Genomic DNA, 20,777 nt, shown 5'->3' with positions numbered 1-20,777 from the left:
CGTTACCGGCCGGTGCCCGCGTACACGACGGCCGTCTCGGTGCCGCCCAGCTCGAAGGTGTCGTGGACCGCGCGCACGGCGGTGTCGAGGTCGGTGTCGCGGCAGACGACCGAGACCCGGATCTCCGAGGTCGAGATCATCTCGATGTTGACGCCGGCCTCACCGATGCAGGCGAAGAACTGCGCCGCGACACCGGGGTGCGACCGCATGCCGGCGCCGATCAGCGACACCTTGCCCACGTGGTCGTCGAAGAGCAGGCTCTTGAACTTGATCTGCTCCTTGATCTTGTCCAGCGCCGCCATCGCGGTGGGGCCGTCGGCCTTGGGCAGCGTGAACGAGATGTCGGTGCGGCCGGTGCCCTCGGTCGACACGTTCTGCACGATCATGTCGATGTTGATCTCGGCCTGGGCGACCGTCTCGAAGATGCGCCCGGCGGCGCCCGGCTCGTCCGGCACGCCGACGATCGTGATCTTGGCCTCGCTCCGGTCGTGGGCGACCCCGGTGATCAGCGCTTGTTCCACGTTCGGGTCCTCCATCGATCCGGTGACGACAGTTCCGGGCTTGCTCGAGTACGACGAGCGTACGTGGATCGGCACCTTGAACCGGCGCGCGTACTCCACGCATCTCAACATCAGCACCTTGGCCCCGCCGGCCGCCAGCTCGAGCATCTCCTCGTACGTGATCTGCTGGATGTGGCGCGCGTTGGCGACGATCCGCGGGTCGGCGGTGAAGACGCCGTCCACGTCGGTGTAGATCTCGCAGACGTCGGCGTTGAGCGCCGCGGCGAGCGCGACCGCGGTGGTGTCGGAACCACCCCGGCCCAGCGTGGTGATGTCCTTGGTGTCCTGGGAGACGCCCTGGAAGCCGGCCACGATCGCGATCGCGCCCTCGTCGAGCGCGGTCCGCAGCCGGCCGGGCGTCACATCGATGATCCGGGCCTTGCCGTGCACCGAGGTGGTCAGCACGCCGGCTTGCGAGCCCGTGTACGACCGGGCCTCGTAGCCGAGGTTGTGGATCGCCATCGCGAGCAGCGCCATCGAGATGCGCTCGCCCGCGGTCAGCAGCATGTCGAGCTCGCGGCCGGGCGGCAACGGACTCACCTGGTTGGCCAGGTCGAGGAGGTTGTCCGTGGTGTCGCCCATGGCGGACACCACCACGACCACGTCGTCGCCGGCCTTACGGGCGTCCACGATCCGCTCCGCCACGCGCTTGATGCGCTCGGCATCGGCCACGGACGAACCGCCGTACTTCTGCACCACCAGAGCCACGGCAGCCGACTCCCTTCCCACGCCGTACCAGCCTGCACGTCCCGACCCCGCGGGTTTCCAACCCCGCACGTGCCGACGCCGCCGGCACTGTCCGGCCGGCGGCGTCGGTCGAGTCGATCGCAGACCAGCCTAGCGGCGGGCGTCGGCATCGCTGACATGCGATCCCAGAATCCGGCCTGTGCGGCGCACCACCGCGCGACACGCCGGAGGCGTTCGGGTCCTTGCATCGACTCGTACGCGTCCAGCGGAGGCGAGAATGTCTCGATGCGCTCCCGTCCCGCCTCGCGTGCTTTGTCCGCGTTGGCCGCCGCCATGCTGACCGCCGGCGTCGCCGCATGCGGAGGCGCGGCGCCCGCGCAACCCGCACCGACGACCGCCTCGGCACCGCCCGCGGACGACGACGCGCGCATCGACCTCGCCGCCCGCGCGGCGCTCGCGATCGACCGCCGGTACACCGCGGTCTACACGCTCGACGTGGCCGGCCGGGACCCGCGGACGGTCATGGCCACGGTCGCCACGGACGGGAGCTGGCGGGTCGACATCCCGGGCGGCGCCCTCGGCGGCACGGCCGACGTCTCGATCGTGCAGACCGAGGCCGGCGTCTTCCAGTGCGCCGTCCCGTCCGCCACGAACCCGGTCGCGCCGTACTGCATCCACGTCGCCGACAAGGGCAAGCGCATCCCCAAGCGGTACGACCCGAAGGTGGAGCGCGTGTTCCGCCAGTGGCTGCCCGTCTTCACCGACCGTCAGTCCGCGCTGTCCGTGTCCGCCGCACAGCCGCTGCCCGGTTCATCGGGGAAGTGCTATTCGGTCGACGGCATCTCGGCCTCCCTCGCCGCGCCGGTCGACGTGGGCATCTACTGCTACAGCGACGACGGCTTGCTGACGGCCGCGCGGGTCGATTTCGGGACGCTGACGATCTCGGGTACGCCCGCAGCCGCGCCCCCGACCGTCGACCTGCCGGGCCCGGTGGCCGGCGGCAAGCCGATGGGCATGTCCTCCCCGCCGCCCACCACACCGCCCGTGACCTCGTCATCCGCGTCGCAGCAGCCGTCGATCGCTCCCTCGGCCGGGTGAGCTGACCGGGGGTTTCTCACGATCCGGGCGTAGAGTTAGCGCCGGGCGGGCCGACCGCCTAGGGTGACTTTTGACATGTGGTACGCGCTCCTTCTTCGCTGCCGCGACGAGGCCCCATCCGAGGCCGGCACCTCGTCGCGGAGTTGACGCGCGCCGGTCGGTCCTCGTGAACTGACCAACCTCCTGTAGGAGCTCGCATGTCCAGCGACGTCACCGTCGACCCGATCGCCCGGCAGCGCCCCAGCCGGATGCCGTTCGAGCGTTACACCCCGTACCAACAACAGTTCGCCGTCGACCTGCCCGACCGCCAGTGGCCGTCGCGGCGCATCGAGGCCGCCCCGCGCTGGTGCGCGGTGGACCTGCGCGACGGCAACCAGGCCCTGATCGACCCGATGTCCCCCGAGCGCAAGCGGCGCATGTTCAGCCTGCTCGTCGCGATGGGTTACAAGGAGATCGAGGTCGGCTTCCCGGCCGCCAGCCAGACCGATTACGACTTCGTCCGCCAGCTCATCGAGCAGGACCTGATCCCGGACGACGTGACGATCCAGGTGCTGGTCCAGTGCCGCGAGCACCTGATCGACCGCACCTTCGAGTCGATCCGCGGCGCCAAGCGCGCGATCGTCCACTTCTACAACTCGACCTCGACGCTGCAGCGCCGCGTCGTCTTCGGCCTCGACAAGGCCGGCATCACCGACATCGCGGCGACCGGGGCCCGGCTCTGCCAGAAGTACGCGGAGATCCACACCCCCGACACCGAGATCTTCTACGAGTACTCGCCGGAGTCGTACACAGGCACCGAGCTGGACTACGCGCTGGAGATCTGCTCGGCGGTCATCGACGTCATCGACCCCACCCCGGACCGCCCGCTGATCATCAACCTGCCGGCGACCGTGGAGATGGCCACCCCCAACGTGTACGCGGACAGCATCGAGTGGATGCACCGCCACCTGCCCCGCCGCGAGAGCATCATCCTCAGCCTGCACCCGCACAACGACCGGGGTACGGCCGTGGCCGCCGCCGAGCTGGGCGTACTGGCCGGCGCGGACCGCGTCGAGGGCTGCCTGTTCGGCAACGGCGAGCGGACGGGCAACGTGGACCTGGTGACGCTGGGCCTGAACCTGTTCTCCCAGGGCATCGACCCGATGATCGACTTCTCGGACATCGACGAGGTCAAGCGCGCGGTCGAGTACTGCAACCAGCTGCCGGTGCACGAGCGGCACCCGTACGTCGGCGACCTGGTCTACACCGCGTTCTCGGGCTCGCACCAGGACGCGATCAAGAAGGGCCTGGCGGCGCTGCAGGAGGACGCCACGCAGGCCGGCGTCGACGTGGACAAGTTCGCCTGGGGCGTGCCGTACCTGCCGATCGACCCGAAGGATCTCGGGCGCACGTACGAGGCCGTCATCCGGGTCAACTCGCAGTCCGGCAAGGGCGGCGTGGCGTACATCATGAAGGAGGAGCACAAGCTCGACCTGCCGCGCCGGCTGCAGATCGAGTTCTCCGGCGTGGTGCAGCACGTCACGGATGCCGAGGGCGGCGAGGTCGGCCCGCAGCAGATGTGGGACATCTTCGCGACCGAGTACCTGGTCGACCACCAGCAGTTCGGTGTGGTCGAGCTGGAGCGCTACACGACGGCCACCGTGGACGGCAAGGTCGAGATCGACGCGGAGGTGCGGCACCGCAACACCCGCCGCCCGGTCGTCGGCCTCGGCAACGGCCCGATCGACGCGTACGTGCAGGCGCTCGAGCCGCTGGGCATCAAGGTCCGCGTCCTCGACTACGCCGAGCACGCGTTGACCTCCGGCGAGGACGCGCAGGCCGCCGCGTACGTCGAGTGCGAGATCAACGACCGCACGGTGTGGGGCGTGGGCCTCGACGCCAACATCGTCACGGCCTCGATCAAGGCCGTGACCAGCGCGGTGAACCGCGTCCGCTGAGCGAAGACCCAACCGCAGTTCCCGGGCGCGCCGCCGGTCACGAGCCGGCGGCGTGCTGAAAGCCGGCCACGAGCCGGAGCCTCGCCGCGCCCTTGAAGCCGGTCCCGGACCAGCGGCATGCCGGTCCCGGACCAGCGGCACACGGGAGCCGGCCACGAGCCGGCGGCCCTTCTTGCCCGGCCCGGCCACGAGCCGGCGGCACGCGGGATGATTGGGGCGGGGGTGACGGGCGGGGCGAAGCGGGCGTACGTTGCATACGCTTGCTTCGTGCCCCCTCGCCACGCCCCCCGCCGGACGGTGCACGTCACCGTCGCCATGCTCGCCCTCACCGCCCTCACCGCAGCCGGTTGCGAAGTCACGGTCACCGACGAACCCGGTTCGAAGCCCACCGGGAAGACGACTTCCACCCGTGACGCCGGCTCCGCCCGGACCACGCTGAACAAGCTGACCGTGGCCAAGGCCGGCTCGATGAGCCGGTACAGCCGGGACAGGTTCCCGCACTGGCGCAGCACCGGCAGCAACTGCGACGTCCGCGACACCGTGCTCAAGCGGGACGGCACCAAGGTCAAGGTGTCCGGCTGCAACGTCGTCGCGGGAACGTGGGTCAGCGTGTACGACGGCGTCAAGATCACCGACCCGTCGAAGGTCGACATCGACCACATGGTGCCGCTCGCGAACGCCTGGCGCTCCGGGGCGAGCTCGTGGACCGACGCCAAGCGCGAGGACTTCGCCAACGACGTCGACGATCCGCAGCTCATCGCGGTTTCGGCGGCGTCCAACCGGTCAAAGGGTGATCAGGACCCGTCGACCTGGAAGCCCGAGCGGACCGGCGCCTGGTGCCAGTACGCCGAGGACTGGATCGCGGTGAAGTGGCACTGGAAGCTCACGGTGACCACCGCCGAGAAGTCCGCGCTCGCCGACATGCTGGAGAAGTGCTGATGACAGAGCCCGCCGCACCGCAGCCCACCGCGCCGCAGACCGCGGCCGCCGCCCGGCCCGGCGCTTCGGAGACGCCCGCGCAGCCGGCCGTCGCCGCACCCGCCGCACCCGCCGCCACCGCCGGGGAGGCGCCCGACTCCGCCGCCCGCCCGGCCGCCACGGACACCCCGGCCCAGCCGGCCGCGCCCCAGGCGGCCCCGGACCAACCGGCCGCGACACAACCGGAGCCGGCGAGCGAGACGGCCGCGCCCCAGCCGAGCGCGGCGGGAGCGGACAGCCGGACCACGGACATCACCGCCGGCCAGGGCGGCGTCATGACCGACGAGGTCGGCGTCATCACCGGCGACCTGACCCTGCGCACCGAGCTCTCCGGCGGCCGGGTCGTCGTCCGCGCCCAGTACAAGGACGCCGACGAGTGGTACGCCGTCACCGGCGCGAACGCGCAGCTCAAGGACCCGGCGGACCTCGACGCCGTACACGCCGTGGCGGTCGGCATCCTGAACCGCCCCGAGGGCTGATCCGCAACAACCTTTACAGATCGAGAGCTGCCTATGTAGCGTCGGGCATGGCCAAATCCGCGTTGTCCCGCGTGCTCACCGCGGCAGCGGCGAGCCTCCCGCTGCTCGCCGCCCAAGCCGCACCGGCAGCCGCCGCCCGGGCCACGCCCGCGGCGGCCGTGCCCATTGCCCAACGCGGCCCCGCGACCGCGCCGGCCGCATCCCCCGCGCTGTCCGACGTCCTTCCGGCGCCGGTCCAGGTCAGCCCCGACGCGGGCGCCACGTTCCGCCTCGGCCCGCTCACCGTCATCCGTACGCAGCCCGGCTCCCCGGCCGCCCGCGCCGTCGGCGATCAGCTGGCGCGGGACCTGCGACCGGCGACCGGGTACCCGTTGCCCGTTCTGCCCGTCGCGGCGCGGCGGGTGCCGTCCATCTCGCTGCTGCTGGGCGCGAACGACAGCCGGCTCGGCAGCGAGGGCTACCGGCTCAGCGTCACCCGGAGCGCCGTCACGATCCGGGCGAACAACCCCGCCGGCCTCTTCGCCGGCTCGCAGACCCTGCGGCAGCTGCTGCCCGTCGACATCGACTCACCGGCGGTCGTACGGCGGTCGTGGACCGTGCCCGGGGGCAGCATCCTCGACTACCCGCGGTTCGCGTACCGGGGGGCGATGCTGGACGAGGCGCGGCACTTCCACACCCCGGACGAGATCAAGGCGTACGTCGACGAGATCAGCCGGTTCAAGGTGAACCACCTGCACCTGCACCTCTCCGACGACCAGGGCTGGCGCATCCAGATCGACAGCTGGCCGAAGCTCACCGCGGTCAGCGGCGGGGCGGGCACCGGGGTCGACGGCGAGGGTCCCGGCTTCCTCACGAAGGCCCAATACAAGGACATAGTCGCGTACGCGGCGAAGCGCTACGTGACCATCGTGCCGGAGATCGACATGCCGGGGCACGTGAACGCGGCACAGGTCGCGTACCCGGAGCTGACGTGTGACGGGGTGGCGCCGCCGCCGCGGACCGACACCGAGGTCGGGTACAGCTCGCTGTGCATCGGCTCGGAGACGACGTACCGCTTCGTCGAGGACGTGATCCGCGAGCTGGCCGCGATGACGCCCGGGCCGTACCTGCACATCGGCGGCGACGAGGCGCACGCCACGCCCGAGGCGGACTATGTGGCGTTCCAGCAGCGGGTGCTGCCCCTGGTCGCCGAGTACGGCAAGACCGCGTACGGCTGGAACGAGATCACCAAGGCCCCCGCCTCGGCGACCGCGGTGGCGCAGTACTGGGACACCGCCACCACGAACCCGACCGTGGCGGCGGCGGTCACCCGGGGTACCAAGGTCGTGATGTCCCCGGCGAACAAGGCGTACCTGGACATGAAGTACGACCCGAGCACCCCGCTGGGCCTCGACTGGGCCGCCTACATCGAGGTTCGCGACGCGTACGGCTGGGATCCGGCGACCCGCGTGACCGGCGTCGGCGAGAACGCGATCCTCGGCGTCGAGGCGCCACTGTGGTCGGAGACGCTGCGCAGCCTGGACGACATCGAGTTCATGGCGTTCCCCCGCCTGCCGGCCATCGCGGAGCTCGGCTGGTCACCCGCGTCGACCCACGACTGGGCGTCGTTCTCGGCCCGGCTGGGCGCGTACGGCCCGCGATGGACGTTGCAGGGCGTCAACTTCTACCCGTCCCCGCAGATCAATTGGGGTTGATCTCCCCCACTCACGCAGAATGAAGGGGCGAGGGCCAGCGCATGCTGGGCCCCCGCCCCGGCCTCGGCGGGAGCGACGATCTGTACACCCCACCGAGCTACGACAGGAAGTCTTTGATCTCTCAGGAGCTGGGCACGTCGGCCGGCCGCCGCCCCTGCACCGTCTCCCCCTCGACGATCGGGAAGTGGCAGGCCGTCTGGTGCGAGGCCGTGTCGTCGAGGCGCGGGATCAGCGGCGGCTCCTCGGTGGCGCAGATGTCCTGCGCCTTCCAGCAGCGGGTCCGGAACCGGCATCCGGACGGCGGGTTGATCGGGCTCGGCACGTCGCCGGTGAGCAGGACCCGCTCGCGCTGGGCCCGGTCGCGGCGCGCCGGGTCCGGGACCGGGACGGCCGACATCAGGGCGACCGTGTACGGGTGCCGCGGGCTGGTGTAGAGCTTCTCCCGGTCGGCGATCTCGACGATCTTGCCGAGGTACATGACGGCGACGCGGTCGGAGATGTGCCGGACCACCGACAGGTCGTGCGCGATGAACACGTACGTCAGGTCGAACTCGTTCTGCAGGTCGTCGAGGAGGTTGACGACCTGCGCCTGGATCGACACGTCCAGGGCCGACACCGGCTCGTCGGCGATGATCAGCTTCGGCCGCAGCGCGAGCGTCCGGGCGATGCCGATGCGCTGGCGCTGTCCGCCGGAGAACTCGTGCGGATACCGGTTGTAGTGCTCGGGGTTGAGGCCCACGAGCTTGAGCAGGTCCTGCACCGCGCGCTTGACGCCGTGCTCCGTCTTGACGTTCTGAATCCGGAACGGCGCCCCGACGATCGTGCCGACGGTGTGCCGCGGGTTCAGCGACGAGAACGGGTCCTGGAAGATCATCTGCATGTCGCGCCGCAGGGGCCGCAGCTTGCCCTGGCGCAGGTGCGCGATGTCCCGGCCGTCGAACTCGATCGAGCCGCCGGTCGGCTCCACCAACCGGGTGAGCAGGCGGCCGGTCGTGGTCTTGCCGCAGCCGGACTCGCCGACCAGGCCCAGCGTCTCGCCCTTGTAGACGTCGAACGTCACCCCGTCGACCGCGCGCACCGCGCCGACCTGGCGGCGCAGCAGGCCCTTGGTGATCGCGAAGTGCTTCTCCAGGCCCTTGACCGACAGCAGCGGCTCGCCCTTGGCGGCGCGCTCCTCCCGCATGACCGCATCGGGTACGGGGTCGCTCAACCGCACGGCCTCCGTCGCTCCCGCCGTCTGCGCCGAGGCCGCCGCGCCGGCCGCGGGATCCGCGGGCACCGATGTGCGCCCGGTCGGGTCGGCCGGGGTCGGCGCCGAGCCGCTCTCGTCGTTCACTGCGCCTCCAGCTTCGGCTTCACTTCTTCACGCCAGATCCGCTGACGCTCGGCGGTGGGGATGTGGCAGCGCACCAGGTGCCCGGGCTGGCCGGCGGGGGTGAGCTCCGGCGTCAGGGTGGTGCCGAGCCCGCCGGTGCGTGGCTCGTAGGCGCAACGCGGATGGAACGCGCACCCCGACGGCAGGTTGATCAGCGACGGCGGCAGGCCGGGGATGGGCACGAGCCGGTCCAGGTTGGGCCGGTCGATGCGGGGCATCGAACCCAGCAGACCCCAGGTGTACGGGTGCTCCGGCTCCTCGAAGATCGTCCGGGCGCTGCCGTACTCGACGCAGCGGCCGCCGTACATGACCAGCACGTCGTCGGCCAGCTCGGCCACCACGCCCAGGTCGTGCGTGATGACGATGAGCGCCGAGTTGAACTCCTCCTGCAGGTCGTGCATGAGGTCGAGGATCTGCGCCTGGACCGTCACGTCGAGCGCGGTCGTCGGCTCGTCGGCGATCAGCAGCTGCGGGTCGTTGACCAGCGCCATGGCGATCATGGCGCGCTGGCGCATGCCGCCGGAGAACTGGTGCGGGTAGTCGTCGACGCGGCGTTCGGGCTGCGGGATGCCGACCCGGCCCAGCATGTCGATGGCGTGCTTGCGGGCCACCTGCTTGGAGACCTTGTGGTGGACCCGGTACGCCTCGATGATCTGGTGCCCGACCGTGTAGAACGGGTGCATCGAGGACAGCGGGTCCTGGAAGATCATCGCCATCTTGGCGCCGCGCAGGGCCCGTACGGTCTCCGGCGCCGCGCTGACGAGCTCCTCGCCGTCCAGCCAGATCTGGCCGGAGACCTGGGCGTTGCGCTTGTTGTGCAGGCCGAGGATGCCCAGGCTGGTGACCGACTTGCCGGAGCCGGACTCGCCGACGATGCCCAGCGTCTTGCCGCGCTCCAGCCGGAACGACAGCCCGTCGACGCTCTTGACCAGGCCGTCGTCGGTCGGGAAGGAGATCTTCAGATCCTTGACCTCGAGGAAGGGTTCGGCTGCCACTAGCTGATCCTCACTCGCGGGTCCACGACCGCGTACAGCAGGTCGACGATCAGGTTGGCGACGACCACGAACGCCGCGGCCATCATCGTCACGCCGAGCACCTTCGGCAGGTCGTTGTTGGTGATCGCGTCGACGGCGTACTTGCCGAGGCCCGGCAGGGAGAAGACCTGCTCGGTGAGGACGGCGCCGCCGAGCAGGAGGCCGAAGTCGAGACCGAAGATGGTCAGCAGCGGGGTCAGCGCGGCCCGCAGGCCGTGCTGCACGTTCACCGAGCGCTCCGGCAGGCCCTTGGCGCGGGCCGTACGGATGTAGTCCTCGCCGAGCGTCTCCAGCATGCCGGCCCGGGTGAGCCGGGCGTACTGCGCGGAGAACTGGAAGGCGAGCACGATCCACGGCAGCAGCAACGCATAGAACCAGTCGGCGGGATTCTCGGTGAACGGCGTGTACGAACCGCCCGGCGCCGTCCAGCCCAGCTTGTAGCTGAAGACCAGCAGACCGACCAGGCCGGTGAAGAAGATCGGCAGGGAGACGCCGGCGAGCGAGACGCCCATCGCCGTACGGTCCAGCAGGGAGCCCCGGCGCAGCGCGGAGACCACGCCGGTCGAGACGCCGAAGAACACCCACAGCACCGCCGCGCCCACGGCGAGCGACAGCGTCACGGGCAGCCGGTCGAGCAGGTCCGGCCAGACCGGCTGGCGGGTGATGAAGGAGTAGCCGAAGCAGGGCGCCGGGCAGTGCTCGGTGCCGCTGCCGTAGTCGTACTCGGCGCCGAAGAAGATGCCCTTGACCCAGCGGCCGTACTGCACCCAGATCGGGTCGTAGAAGCCCAGCTTGTGGGCGATGAGGTTGACCGTCTCCGGCGTCGCGGCACGACCCACGTACCGGGTTGCCAGCGTCTCGGGCGTCGCGCCGACGAGCCGCGGAACCAGATAGAAGATCGCGAAGACGGCGGCGCTGACGATGAAGAGCAGCACGACGGCCGCTAACAGACGCCTGATGATGTACGTGATCACAGTGCCCGGCTACGACGGCCGGCCCGGGTCGCCCCGGACCGGCCGCCTGCTGCCTTCACCTACCCAATCGGAACTAGGACGCCAGAGGTGGTGGTCACGCGACGCCGAGCGCCACGTAGTCGTACATCGCGTACGCCGGGTTCACGTACACGTTGGTGAGCTTCTTCGGACGGATCAGCAGCGCCTTGGAGTAGACGCCGGGGAGGATGAACGCGTCCTCCATGACCTTCTTGTCGATCGCGCCCCACTGCGCCTCACGCGCCTTGACGTCGGTGTTGCTCACCGCCGCGTCCAGCATCTTGTCGATCTCGGGGTCGCGGACGCTGGTGTTGGAGGAGCCACCGGTCTCCCGGATGACCCGGCTGTCGACGATCTGCGAGAGGAAGCCGAAGCCGTCGTTCCAGTCGGCGCCCCAGCCGTTGACGGTCAGGCCGAGGTTGTTGGCCTTCACGTACGGCGGGTTGCCGGCGTACTGCGAGAAGTAGTCACCCTGCGGGAACGGCTTGAGCGTCAGCTTGATGCCGACCCGGGCCAGCGACTGCTGCAGCGACTCTGCGGTCGCCTTCTCCTTCGGCCGCTCGGCGCGGTAGGCGATGTTGGTGGAGAAGCCGTTCGGCTGGCCGCAGGCCGCCAGGGCCTCCTTGGCCTTCGTCAGGTCGCCGGTGTTGTCCGGGCCCGCCGGGTACAGGTCGAACTTCTGGTAACCCGGAATGGTGGGCGGCAGGACCGTGGTGGCGATGTCGCCGCCGGCGAGCGGGCCGCCGTACGCGGTCTGGTAGCCGGTGCGGTCCGCGGCGTACTGGATCGCCTTGCGGCAGTCGAGGTTGTCGAGCGGCTTCACCGTGCCGACGATCGAGGTGTACCAGAGGCGGCTCTGGCTGGCGTTGTCCGTGCCCGCCTTGGCCGTCGGGTCACCCACGACGCGGCCCAGCGTCGCCGGCTGCACGCCGGTGCCGACCACGTCGATGTCCAGGTCGCCGGAGAGCAGCCGGTTGTCGATGTCGTCTGCGTTGACGTTCAGCGAGACCTCGAAGCTGTCCGGCAGCGCCTTGCGGAACGGGTCGGTCGCCTGGTCCCAGTTCGGGTTGCGCTTGAGCGTGAAGTTCTTGCCCAGGTTGTTCTGGTCGAACATGTACGGGCCGGTGGAGATCACGTGCTCTTTGTACTTCGCGCCCGTGTCCTTGGCCTGCGGGACCGGAACGGTCTGCGGCAACGCGGCCATGTAGTCGAAGCCACCGAACGCCTGCTTGAGGTGGAAGACGATCGTGCTGTCGTCCGGCGTCGAGATGGCCTGGTCGGTGTTGACGTCCTTGGACTTGTACGGGCCCTTGTAACCGGCCGGCAGGTTGAGGAACTGCTCGAAGTACGCGGGGCCGTTCGGGAACGTCTCCTTGTCGATCGAGCGCAGCACCGCGTACTTGACGTCCGCGGCCTTGACCTCGGTGCCGTCCTCGAACTTGACGCCCTTACGGATCTTGTACGTCCACGTCTTACCGTTGTCGTTCGTCTCGCCCAGGCCCTCGGCGAGGTCCGGGGTCAGCTCGTTGCCGGCCGCGCCCGGGGAGGCCTTGAACGTGAGCAGGCTGCGGCCGTACAGGCGCAGGAAGTCCCACGAGTAGCCGTAATATGTCTCGCCCGGGTCGAGGGTGTCCCAGTCGCCCGAGTTCGCCAGGCGGATGGTGCCGCCCTTCTTCTCGGAGGGGTTGAACACCTTGTCCAGGGCGGCGTTGAACTCCGCCTTGGAGGAGCTGCCCGAGCTGGAGTCGTCCTTGCCACCGCCGCACGCGGCGGTCAATCCGAGCGCCAGAGCGGCCGTAGCGGCCACCAGCACCCTTGTTCTCTGGATCACTTGTAGCAACCTCCCTGAAGGAACGGTCCGTTTGCGGACCGCCTGGCTGGCGAGAAAGTCGTCCGGCACTTGATCAGCGTCGGCCCTTGGGGTCGAGGGCGTCGCGCAGGCCGTCACCGAACAGGTTGAAGGCCAGCACGGTGATGAAGATGGCCATGCCCGGGAAGAACATGAAATGCCAGATCGTGTAGAAGCGGGCGGCGTCGGAGAGCATGCCGCCCCAGCTGGCGGTGGGCGGGCGGACCCCGACCCCGAGGAACGACAGCGCCGCCTCGAACAGGATGTTCGTCGGGATGAGCAGCGTCGCGTAGATCAGGATGGGCGCTACAAGATTGGGCAGAAGCTCCTTGAAGATGATGTACGGCCCGCGCGCGCCGAGGCTGCGCGCGGCGTCGACGAACTCACGTTCCCGCAGCGACAGCGTCTGCCCGCGCACGATGCGGCCGATGTAGGGCCAGCTGAAGAAGCCGATGATGAAGATCAGCATGGCGATCCGCAGCGCGTCCCCGCTCAGCCCGAACGCCGTGTCCGGGATGACGCCGGCCAGCGCGATCGAGAAGACCAGCAGCGGGAAGGCGAGGAAGACGTCCATGGCCCGGCTGATCAGCGCGTCGACCCAGCCGCCGAAGAAGCCGGCCACCACACCGAGGGTGGCGCCGATGACGACGGAAAGGCCGGTCGCGAGGAACGCGATCAACAGTGAGATGCGGGCGCCGTAGACGACCCGGCTGAAGATGTCGCGGCCGTTCTGCGGCTCGACGCCGAACAGATGGTCGCCGCTGATCCCCGTACCGCCCTTCGGCGCCAACGTGTTGACGTCGATGAGGTTCTGGTGGAACTCGTTCGGCGGATCGCCCAGGAACTTGACGATCAACGGGGCGAAGACCGCGACCAGGATCAGGAAGACGACGACGTAGCCGCCCGCCATGGCGACCTTGTCGCGCTTGAGCCGGGTCCAGGCGATGCGGCCGAGCGAACGGCCCTCGATCGCCTTGCCGGGAACGCTGCCCTCGGCGGGGTCCGGTGCCACCGGAGCCTGGTCAGAGACCGTGCCGGGTCCAACGACCATGGAGCGCCCGGTCCTCTCCCGGCGTCCGCACCACGGCACCTCCGCCGAGCCGGGCCAGCGTCACCCCGGATCGGTCCGGCCCCGCCGTGCGGGCAACCGATCGGTTGTCGCGTACGTGGAGTGCTTCAGCCGGCCCCAGCGATGGTGACGCCGGGCCGGCATGCCGAACGTGCGAACGGGTTGCGCCGCCGCACGAGAGGAACGCTCACGTACTCGGCGGCGCGGGTCAAGACCCTCCGGCCCTCGTAACCAAGTTCAGGCCGCGCCGTGATGGCAGCGTGATCTGTTACCGACACCACATCCGTACGCCCGCACCGTAACGGACCGAACGGGCACACCGCGCGCTTTGCCGGAAGAACCCACCAAACGGCTCGGGCGATGTGACGCATCTGCGGGAGGGTCGGGTGGGCTTTCGGATGAGGCCGGCTTTTGCCTGTGCGGCGAGCTTTCTGCACGGCCGGGCACTGCCGGGATGGCGAGTCTTCTGCACGGCCGGGCACTGCCGGGACGGCGAGCTTTCGGTGACGGCGCCGGCTGGCCGCGCGCAGCGACCCAGCCCGACGGGCCAGACCGGCCCTCACGCGGCGCGGCCCTCACGCGGCGCGGCCCTCACGCGGCGCGGCCCTCACGCGGCCCGGCACACACGCGGCTCTGGCCCTAGCGCTGTGCGGCCGTCAGACGGCGCGGCGGCCTTCGAAGGCACGGCCGAGCGTGATCTCGTCCGCGTACTCCAGGTCGCCGCCGACCGGGAGGCCGCTCGCCAGCCGGGTGACCGCGATCCCCATGGGCTTGACCATCAGCGCCAGGTAGGTCGCCGTCGCCTCGCCTTCCGTGTTCGGGTCGGTGGCGAGGATCAGCTCCTTCACCTCGCCGGTGCCGAGGCGCAGGAGCAGCTCCCGGATGCGGAGGTTGTCCGGCCCGATGCCCTCGAGCGGATTGATGGCGCCACCCAGGACGTGGTAGCGGCCCCGGAACTCGCCGGTCCGCTCGATCGCCACGACGTCCTTGGGCTCCTCCACCACGCAGAGCACCTCGTTGGTGCGGCGCGGGTCGCGGCAGACCCGGCACTGCTCCGACTCGGCGACGTTGAAGCAGGTCGTGCAGAAGCGGACCAGCTCCTTCACCTTGCGCAGCGAGGTGGCCAGCCGGTTCACGTCGGCGGGGTCGGCGGAGAGGATGTGGAACGCGATCCGCTGGGCGCTCTTCGGGCCGACGCCCGGCAACCGCCCCAGCTCGTCGATCAGGTCCTGGATGGCGCCTTCGTACACGGGCTCAGAACCCCGGCAGGGTCAGGCCGCCGAGACCGCCGGTGGCCGGGCCCATCTTCTGCTCGGTGAGCTCGCGCTGCGCCTCGGCGGCGTTGTGGATCGCGGCGAGCACCAGGTCCTCCAGCGTCTCGACGTCGTCGGCGTCGACCGCCTTGGGGTCGATCTTCACGGACTTGTACTCGCCCAGCCCGGTCACCACCACGGTGACGAGCCCGCCGCCGGCGGTGCCGGTGAGCTCGGCGGCGGCCAGCTCGGCCTGCGCCTGGGCGACCTGCTGCTGCATCTTCTGCGCCTGCTTCATGATCTGCTGCATGTTCGGCTGTCCACCGGGGCGCATCGCATAACTCCTCTGTCAGGGGGTGGTCGGCTCCATTGTCCCGTGCCCGGCCCGGCCGGCCGGGAGCCGGGTCAGGACTCGCTGATCTTCTCCGCCCCGAAGGCTTCCCGCAGCAACTGCACGGCCTGCTGCTCGCTGCTCTGCCGAGCGGTCCGTTCGTCGATCACGTCGTCGAGCGGCTCGTCCCCGGGATCGAACCCCTCCCACACGGCCCCGTCGGCGGCGCGCGGCGGCCCGTCGTACTCAGGGTCGTACGGGGCTTCCTCGGTCGGCGAACCGTCCGACCAGGAGTCCCCGCCTGCGCGCGCGGCGGTCCCGGCCGGCCCCGCGGCCGGGCGCGTTCCGCCACCGCCGACGCCCCCGGCCGGACTCGGCGCCGTGCGCGCGGCGGCCACGGCACCCGCTCCCCGCGCGGCGGCCGCCCGGGCTGCGGCCAGGCCACTGCTGGGCGCGCCCCCGCCCCCGCGACCGCTCGTCGCAACCTGCCCCGAGCCGGCGGTAGTGCTCCTTGCAGGCTCGACGACCCGCGGCGCCGAAGCCGAATCCGATGCGGTCGCTGCCCGGACGGATCCGGCAGCCGACGGCGCTGCGCGGCCAGCAGGTGACGGAGCTGCCCGGTCCGTGGATGGGGACGTAGCGTGGCCGCCAGGTGAGGGCGCAGCGTGGCCGGCAGGTGAGGGCGCAGCGCGGCCGCCAGGTGAGGGCGCAGCGTGGCCGCCAGGTGAAGGCGCAGCGTGGCCGCCAGGTGAAGGCGCTTGCCGGCTGGCGGACGGCGTCGCCGTCGCGGAGCCGGCCACCGTCGCTGCTCCGGAATCAGCGGCGGCCGCCACCCCGTCGGTGCCCGACGGGCCGGGTGCTCGGGCTACCGAACCGTCGCGGTCCTCGGGTGATCCGGCGCTACCGGGATCGGCGTTGTGGCCCGCGGCCGGCGTGTTGCCGCCCGGCCGGACGGGCTCCGGCCATTCGTCGTCCTCGTCGTCCGCCGCGGAACCGGCCGGGACGGCACCGGCGGGGGACGCCGCGGACGGGGCGGTGCCGAGACCGCCGGGCCGGACCGGTTCCGGCCAGCCGCCGTCGTCGTCATCCCCGGAGCCGGCCTGCGGCGCGGTGACCGCCTCACGAGCCGATCCCGTACGCCCCTGAGCCGGCGCAACCTGCTGAGCGGCATCGGCGCGCGCGGGACCGCCGGCTTTTGGCCCGGCCGCTCCCCCGGCTCCACGCCCTCCCGGACCACTTCCGCTGCCCTGAGGCCCACGGCTGGTGCCCTGCGACGGCCCGCTCTCCCCCGCGACGTCGCAGCGGATCTGCCAGCGACCGCCCAGCTCCTCGTACAGGGCGTCGGCGATCAACTGGGGCTCGGCGGCGACCATCTTCGCGTGCGCGGGAAAGCGGAACGTCAGGACGACCGTCTGCCCCTCGAGGTCGCGGACCGTGGCGCCCTGCGCCAGCGCGGCGATCTTCTTGCTCTTCCGGCCGACCACGCGGATGACCTCGGGCCACACCTCACGGATGGCGGCGGCGGAGAGCCGGCCGGGCACCCCGGCGTCGGCGCCGGTCGCGAGCTCGTCGGGGGCGTCCGGCATGATCCCGGCCGGCTCGGCCCGCCGTGGTTCGGGGGCCCGCGCCGCAGCCGGGGACACCGGGGCGGCAGCCGGCCCCGCGACCGACGACACCGGGGCGCCAGTCGGCGCGGCGGCCGGGGGCACCGGTTCGGGAGCCGGCGCCGCTATCGGGGACACCGGTTCGACGGGAACGTCGGCCTGCGGAGCCGGTTCAGGTTCGGCGGCCGGCTGCGCTGACACCGGCGACGGATCAGCAGCCGCGGACACGACCACTGCGGATTCCGGTTCAGCCGCGGGAGAGACGGCAACCGGCGCAGCAGCAGCCGGCGCAGCGGACGCGACCTGTGCAGCAGGGGCAACTGGAGGTGCGGAAGTAGAAGCAGCCCCGGCAGCCGCCGTTGCATCAGCTGCCGGCGCGGCAGGAGACGACTGAGGAGCCGCCGGCGGCCCGGTGCGCCGCCCCGCCGCAGCAGCCGCCGCACGCGCCGCAGACAAGCCGCCACCGCCCGGACCCGCGGACAAGCCGCCGGGTCCCGCCGCCCGCGCGTCTGCCGAGCCGGCCGGAGCGGCAGCCGCCCCGTTCGGCTCCGTGGGCTGCGGGGACGCGTGCTCCTGGCGTACGGGATCAAAATCGGTCGTCAGCGTGAGCCGCCGCTCCATGCGCTCCAGTCGCTGGAGCAGCGCGCCGCTGGAGTCGTCCGCGCCCGGCAGGAGCATGCGGGCCGTGATCAGCTCGAGGAGCAGGCGCGGGGCGGTCGTGCCGCGCATCTCGACCAGGCCGTTGTGCACGATGTCCGCGCAGCGCGACAGCGTCGCCGGGCCGAGGCGGGTGGCCTGGGCCGCCATCTGGTCGAGCTGGTCCGCGGGGCCGTCGATCAAGCCCTTGGTGACCGCGTCGGGGATCTGCTGCAGGATGATCAGGTCGCGGAAGCGTTCGAGCAGGTCGGAGGCGAAACGGCGGGGGTCGTGGCCGGCCTCGGCCACCCGGTCGATCGTCTGGTACGCCGCGGCGCCGTCCCCCGCGGCCAGCGCGTCGCACATCTCGTCGATGAGCGCCACGTCGGTGACACCGAGCAGCGCGACCGCCCGCGCGTAGCTGACGCCCTCCGGCCCGGCCCCGGCGATGAGCTGGTCGAGCACCGACAGCGTGTCCCGGGCGCTTCCCCCACCCGCACGCACGACCAGCGGAAACACCGTCGGGTCGACGTGGACGCCCTCGGCCTCGGTCAGCTGCTGGAGGTACGGCCGCAGCACCGCCGGCGGGATCAGCCGGAACGGGTAGTGATGGGTCCGCGACCGGATCGTGCCGAGCACCTTCTCCGGCTCGGTCGTGGCGAAGATGAACTTGACGTACTCCGGCGGCTCCTCCACGAGCTTGAGCAGCGCGTTGAAGCCGGCCGACGAGACCATGTGCGCCTCGTCGATGACATAGATCTTGTAGCGGCTGCTGGCGGGCGCGAAGAACGCCTTCTCCCGCAGGTCGCGCGCGTCGTCCACACCACCGTGGCTGGCCGCGTCGATCTCGATGACATCGATCGACCCGGCGCCGTCGTTCGCCAGCGACCGGCAGGACGCACACGTGCCGCACGGCTCGGGAGTGGGTCCCTGCTCACAGTTCAGCGACCGGGCGAGAATCCGCGCGCTGGACGTCTTGCCGCACCCGCGCGGGCCGGAGAACAGGTACGCATGGTGCAACCGCCCGCTGCGCAACGCCTGCGACAGCGGCTCGGTGACGTGCTCCTGCCCGATGACCTCGGCGAACGTACGCGGCCGGTACTTGCGGTAGAGGGCCAGTGCCACTCCTGCCTCCTCTGGACGACCGCGCCATTCTCCGTCGAGGGTGTGACAAGAACAAACGCCGTGCCCCAGAAGTGAAGGACCCCTCGTGCACCCGCCAGAGCCCGCTTATCCTTGCTGCCTTCCGGCCCTGGGGAGGTTCACGGGGTACGCGCCGCACGAGGGGCTGGTGACCAGGGTACCCGGCGGTGCGGAGCGGACACGGGGTGGTCCCGGCAAACCCGGTCGGCGGGGTCTGTATCCTGTCGGACGGAGGATTCGCCTAGAGGCCTAGGGCGCACGCTTGGAAAGCGTGTTGGGTTCACACCCTCACGAGTTCGAATCTCGTATCCTCCGCCAGCTCTCACCAGGGCAGACGTTGAAGGCCGGACCCAACGGGTCCGGCCTTCAAGCATCTCCGTCTCAGTTTCCGTCTCAATTGCCCGGCTAGCGGTCGTAGCGGATGTGAGTCATCCGGCTATGTGGCGGTTCCAGCAGGCGGCTCATCCGGCTCCTCCGCCGGTCGGCCGGTCACCCTTTGCCCGGTTCGCATGGCCCCGATGATCACTGCCAGGTTCCTTGCTCGCTGGCTACTTGCCGCCGCCCAGCACAGTGCACCGACAACGGCGATCACTAGCAGGAAGGCACCTGCGACGACAGGTAGGCCTCCCGCCGCCACGGCCGCCGCGAACTGCCCCGCCAACAGGGCGCTTGTTTTCATGGGTCTTGGTCTTCCCCTCTGTCAGGTCACCCGTAGGAGCGTTCTGCACTCCTCACGCTTGGCGCCCACCATTAGGCCTCGGGGTACCGACACTTACCCACGGAGTCAGCGAGCAGGTCGGACCCCACAATCGGCCTCTGGGTTCTGTTTCCGCCTAAGTGTCCGTCTCACGACCGACCTACTCCGGCCTTCCGGCCGCCCCTGGGTCTCGCTGTCGGGTGCCTCATGGCCCGTCCAGATCAGGCCGCCGACGCGCCGGGCGATGTCGGCACGCACAGGGTCCGTGACGTGTTGATACCGCGCGGCCATGCTCGTCGTAGCCCAGCCCATCACGTCCATGGCCGCGCGTTCCTGAACGCCGAGGAGCATCAGCACGGTTGCCGCCGTGTGTCGCGCGTCGTGAAGTCGGCCGTCCCGGACCCCAGCGTCCTTGAGCAGCTTCTTCCATTCGTGATAGTCGGTGTTCGGATTCAGCGGGCGACCGGTCGGCGAGGTGAACACCCAACCACCTTCCTGCCAGAGCTGGCCGGCGGTCCGCCGATCCTTGTCCTGTGCTTGCCGGTGCTCTTGCAAGAGCTGAACGATGCTCGCGGGAAGGCCGATCACCCTGCGGCCGGCGGCCGATTTCGTGTCGTCCGTGTCCTCGTTCGTCTGCTTTCGCTGTGGGCAGTAGCCCGCCTTCTTGCCGCATGGCTTGCCGCCGCATCCGTGCTCGTACTTCGGCCGCAGCCGGTTACGGCGAACGCGTAGCGTTTGCTTCTCGAGGTCGAGGTGCTCCCACTTCAGGCCGAGCGCTTCTCCCTGCCGCAGCCCGAGCGCCAGCGCGATCGCCCATCGCGCGCGGTTCCGACGCTCTCTGGCTGCCTCAAAAATGCGCTGCACCTCGGCCACCGAGTACGGCTCAACTTCGAGGGCAGTGAGCCTGGGCGACTTGACGAGGCTCGCCGGATTTTGGGTTAGGTGTCCGCGGCGCATCGCTTCGTTCAGCGCGGTCCGCAGCGTCCGGAACGCCTGATGTGCCGTCCCGGGCTTACTGCCGTTCTTCTCCATCCTGCGGGTCAACTTCTCGATGTGCTCGGGCGTGAGCTTCTCAAGTCGGTGAGCTCCGACGCCTGGGATCAGATGCACGTTGACGGCAACGCGGTAACCGGCGGCGGTGTTTGCCTTGACCGATGGTGCCGCGATCTCCTCGACCCAGTGGGTGAGCCACTTAGCGACGGTCCAAGAAGAGCCGGCCTTCCGCACCCGGCCTGAGTCGCGTTCCCGCTCCAGCTTCCGGACTGCGCGAATCACGTCAGCTTCGGTCCTGCGCTCGACGTGGCGTCGATCGGGCTTGCCGTCGTCTCGGACGCCCATCGTGACTCGGCCGTGCCACCTGC

The 20,777-nt window shown here is 70.5% G+C and carries 15 protein-coding genes, 1 tRNA gene and 1 other RNA gene; 6 read left to right on the top strand and 11 right to left on the bottom strand.

The genetic code is table 11. From position 1 onward, the window contains the following. Window positions 1–2: 2 nt before the first annotated feature. Window positions 3–1,268, bottom strand: coding sequence for an aspartate kinase (locus AB0K03_RS15325; protein ID WP_364684632.1), 1,266 nt, complete (start codon window positions 1,266–1,268; stop codon window positions 3–5). Between the two features lie 264 nt (window positions 1,269–1,532). Between AB0K03_RS15325 and AB0K03_RS15320 the strand changes: the two genes are divergently transcribed. The 5 genes from AB0K03_RS15320 (at window position 1,533) to AB0K03_RS15300 (ending at window position 7,433) form a co-directional block, all read left to right on the top strand. Beyond that, complete coding sequence (locus AB0K03_RS15320) at window positions 1,533–2,345, top strand: hypothetical protein (protein WP_364684630.1); 813 nt, start codon at window positions 1,533–1,535, stop codon at window positions 2,343–2,345. 197 nt (window positions 2,346–2,542) lie between these two features. Continuing rightward, window positions 2,543–4,282, top strand: coding sequence for a 2-isopropylmalate synthase (gene leuA, locus AB0K03_RS15315; RefSeq protein ID WP_364684628.1), 1,740 nt, complete (start codon window positions 2,543–2,545; stop codon window positions 4,280–4,282). A gap of 315 nt (window positions 4,283–4,597) precedes the next feature. Beyond that, window positions 4,598–5,221 (top strand): HNH endonuclease family protein, encoded by a 624-nt coding sequence (locus AB0K03_RS15310; protein ID WP_364684872.1) that lies wholly within the window; start codon window positions 4,598–4,600, stop codon window positions 5,219–5,221. Continuing rightward, a complete protein-coding gene (locus AB0K03_RS15305) occupies window positions 5,221–5,739 on the top strand; it encodes a hypothetical protein (protein ID WP_364684626.1) in 519 nt (172 codons plus the stop codon). The genes AB0K03_RS15310 and AB0K03_RS15305 overlap by 1 nt, the downstream gene beginning before the upstream one ends. A 47-nt stretch (window positions 5,740–5,786) precedes the next feature. Further along, a complete protein-coding gene (locus AB0K03_RS15300; protein WP_364684624.1) occupies window positions 5,787–7,433 on the top strand; it encodes a beta-N-acetylhexosaminidase in 1,647 nt (548 codons plus the stop codon). Between the two features lie 121 nt (window positions 7,434–7,554). On the opposite strand, the gene AB0K03_RS15295 is transcribed toward AB0K03_RS15300, so the two are convergent. The 9 genes from AB0K03_RS15295 to ffs form a co-directional block, all read right to left on the bottom strand. Further along, on the bottom strand, window positions 7,555–8,616 hold the full coding sequence (locus AB0K03_RS15295) for a dipeptide ABC transporter ATP-binding protein (protein ID WP_364684871.1): 1,062 nt from the start codon (window positions 8,614–8,616) through the stop codon (window positions 7,555–7,557). Window positions 8,617–8,765: 149 nt separating this feature from the next. After that, on the bottom strand, window positions 8,766–9,803 hold the full coding sequence (locus AB0K03_RS15290; RefSeq protein ID WP_364684622.1) for an ABC transporter ATP-binding protein: 1,038 nt from the start codon (window positions 9,801–9,803) through the stop codon (window positions 8,766–8,768). Next, window positions 9,803–10,816: an ABC transporter permease gene (locus AB0K03_RS15285; RefSeq protein WP_364684620.1), complete on the bottom strand. Its 1,014-nt coding sequence runs from the start codon at window positions 10,814–10,816 to the stop codon at window positions 9,803–9,805. The genes AB0K03_RS15290 and AB0K03_RS15285 overlap by 1 nt, the downstream gene beginning before the upstream one ends. 94 nt (window positions 10,817–10,910) lie before the next feature. Next, on the bottom strand, window positions 10,911–12,665 hold the full coding sequence (locus tag AB0K03_RS15280) for an ABC transporter substrate-binding protein (protein WP_364684618.1): 1,755 nt from the start codon (window positions 12,663–12,665) through the stop codon (window positions 10,911–10,913). 73 nt (window positions 12,666–12,738) lie between these two features. After that, window positions 12,739–13,695 (bottom strand): ABC transporter permease, encoded by a 957-nt coding sequence (locus tag AB0K03_RS15275; protein WP_364684616.1) that lies wholly within the window; start codon window positions 13,693–13,695, stop codon window positions 12,739–12,741. Between the two features lie 713 nt (window positions 13,696–14,408). After that, window positions 14,409–15,002 carry a recombination mediator RecR gene (gene recR, locus AB0K03_RS15270; RefSeq protein WP_364684615.1) on the bottom strand — a complete coding sequence of 198 codons (594 nt, stop codon included), beginning with the start codon at window positions 15,000–15,002 and terminating at the stop codon, window positions 14,409–14,411. Between the two features lie 4 nt (window positions 15,003–15,006). Beyond that, window positions 15,007–15,315, bottom strand: coding sequence for a YbaB/EbfC family nucleoid-associated protein (locus tag AB0K03_RS15265; RefSeq protein ID WP_364684869.1), 309 nt, complete (start codon window positions 15,313–15,315; stop codon window positions 15,007–15,009). Between the two features lie 95 nt (window positions 15,316–15,410). Then, window positions 15,411–18,701 (bottom strand): DNA polymerase III subunit gamma and tau, encoded by a 3,291-nt coding sequence (locus tag AB0K03_RS15260; protein WP_364684613.1) that lies wholly within the window; start codon window positions 18,699–18,701, stop codon window positions 15,411–15,413. Between the two features lie 74 nt (window positions 18,702–18,775). After that, window positions 18,776–18,866: signal recognition particle sRNA small type (gene ffs, locus AB0K03_RS15255), an RNA gene on the bottom strand. Window positions 18,867–18,949: 83 nt separating this feature from the next. Between ffs and AB0K03_RS15250 the strand changes: the two genes are divergently transcribed. Further along, a tRNA-Ser gene (locus AB0K03_RS15250) sits at window positions 18,950–19,037 on the top strand. 466 nt (window positions 19,038–19,503) lie between these two features. Here AB0K03_RS15250 and AB0K03_RS15245 read toward each other — a convergent pair. Then, complete coding sequence (locus tag AB0K03_RS15245) at window positions 19,504–20,754, bottom strand: tyrosine-type recombinase/integrase (protein WP_364684611.1); 1,251 nt, start codon at window positions 20,752–20,754, stop codon at window positions 19,504–19,506. Window positions 20,755–20,777: the final 23 nt, after the last annotated feature.

Origin of the sequence: Actinoplanes sp. NPDC049316 (genome assembly GCF_040677315.1) — a bacterium.
Classification (GTDB): Bacteria; Actinomycetota; Actinomycetes; order Mycobacteriales; family Micromonosporaceae; genus Actinoplanes.
Note: the sequence above shows the minus strand (reverse complement) of the source record. Positions and strands in the feature narration are given on the sequence as shown.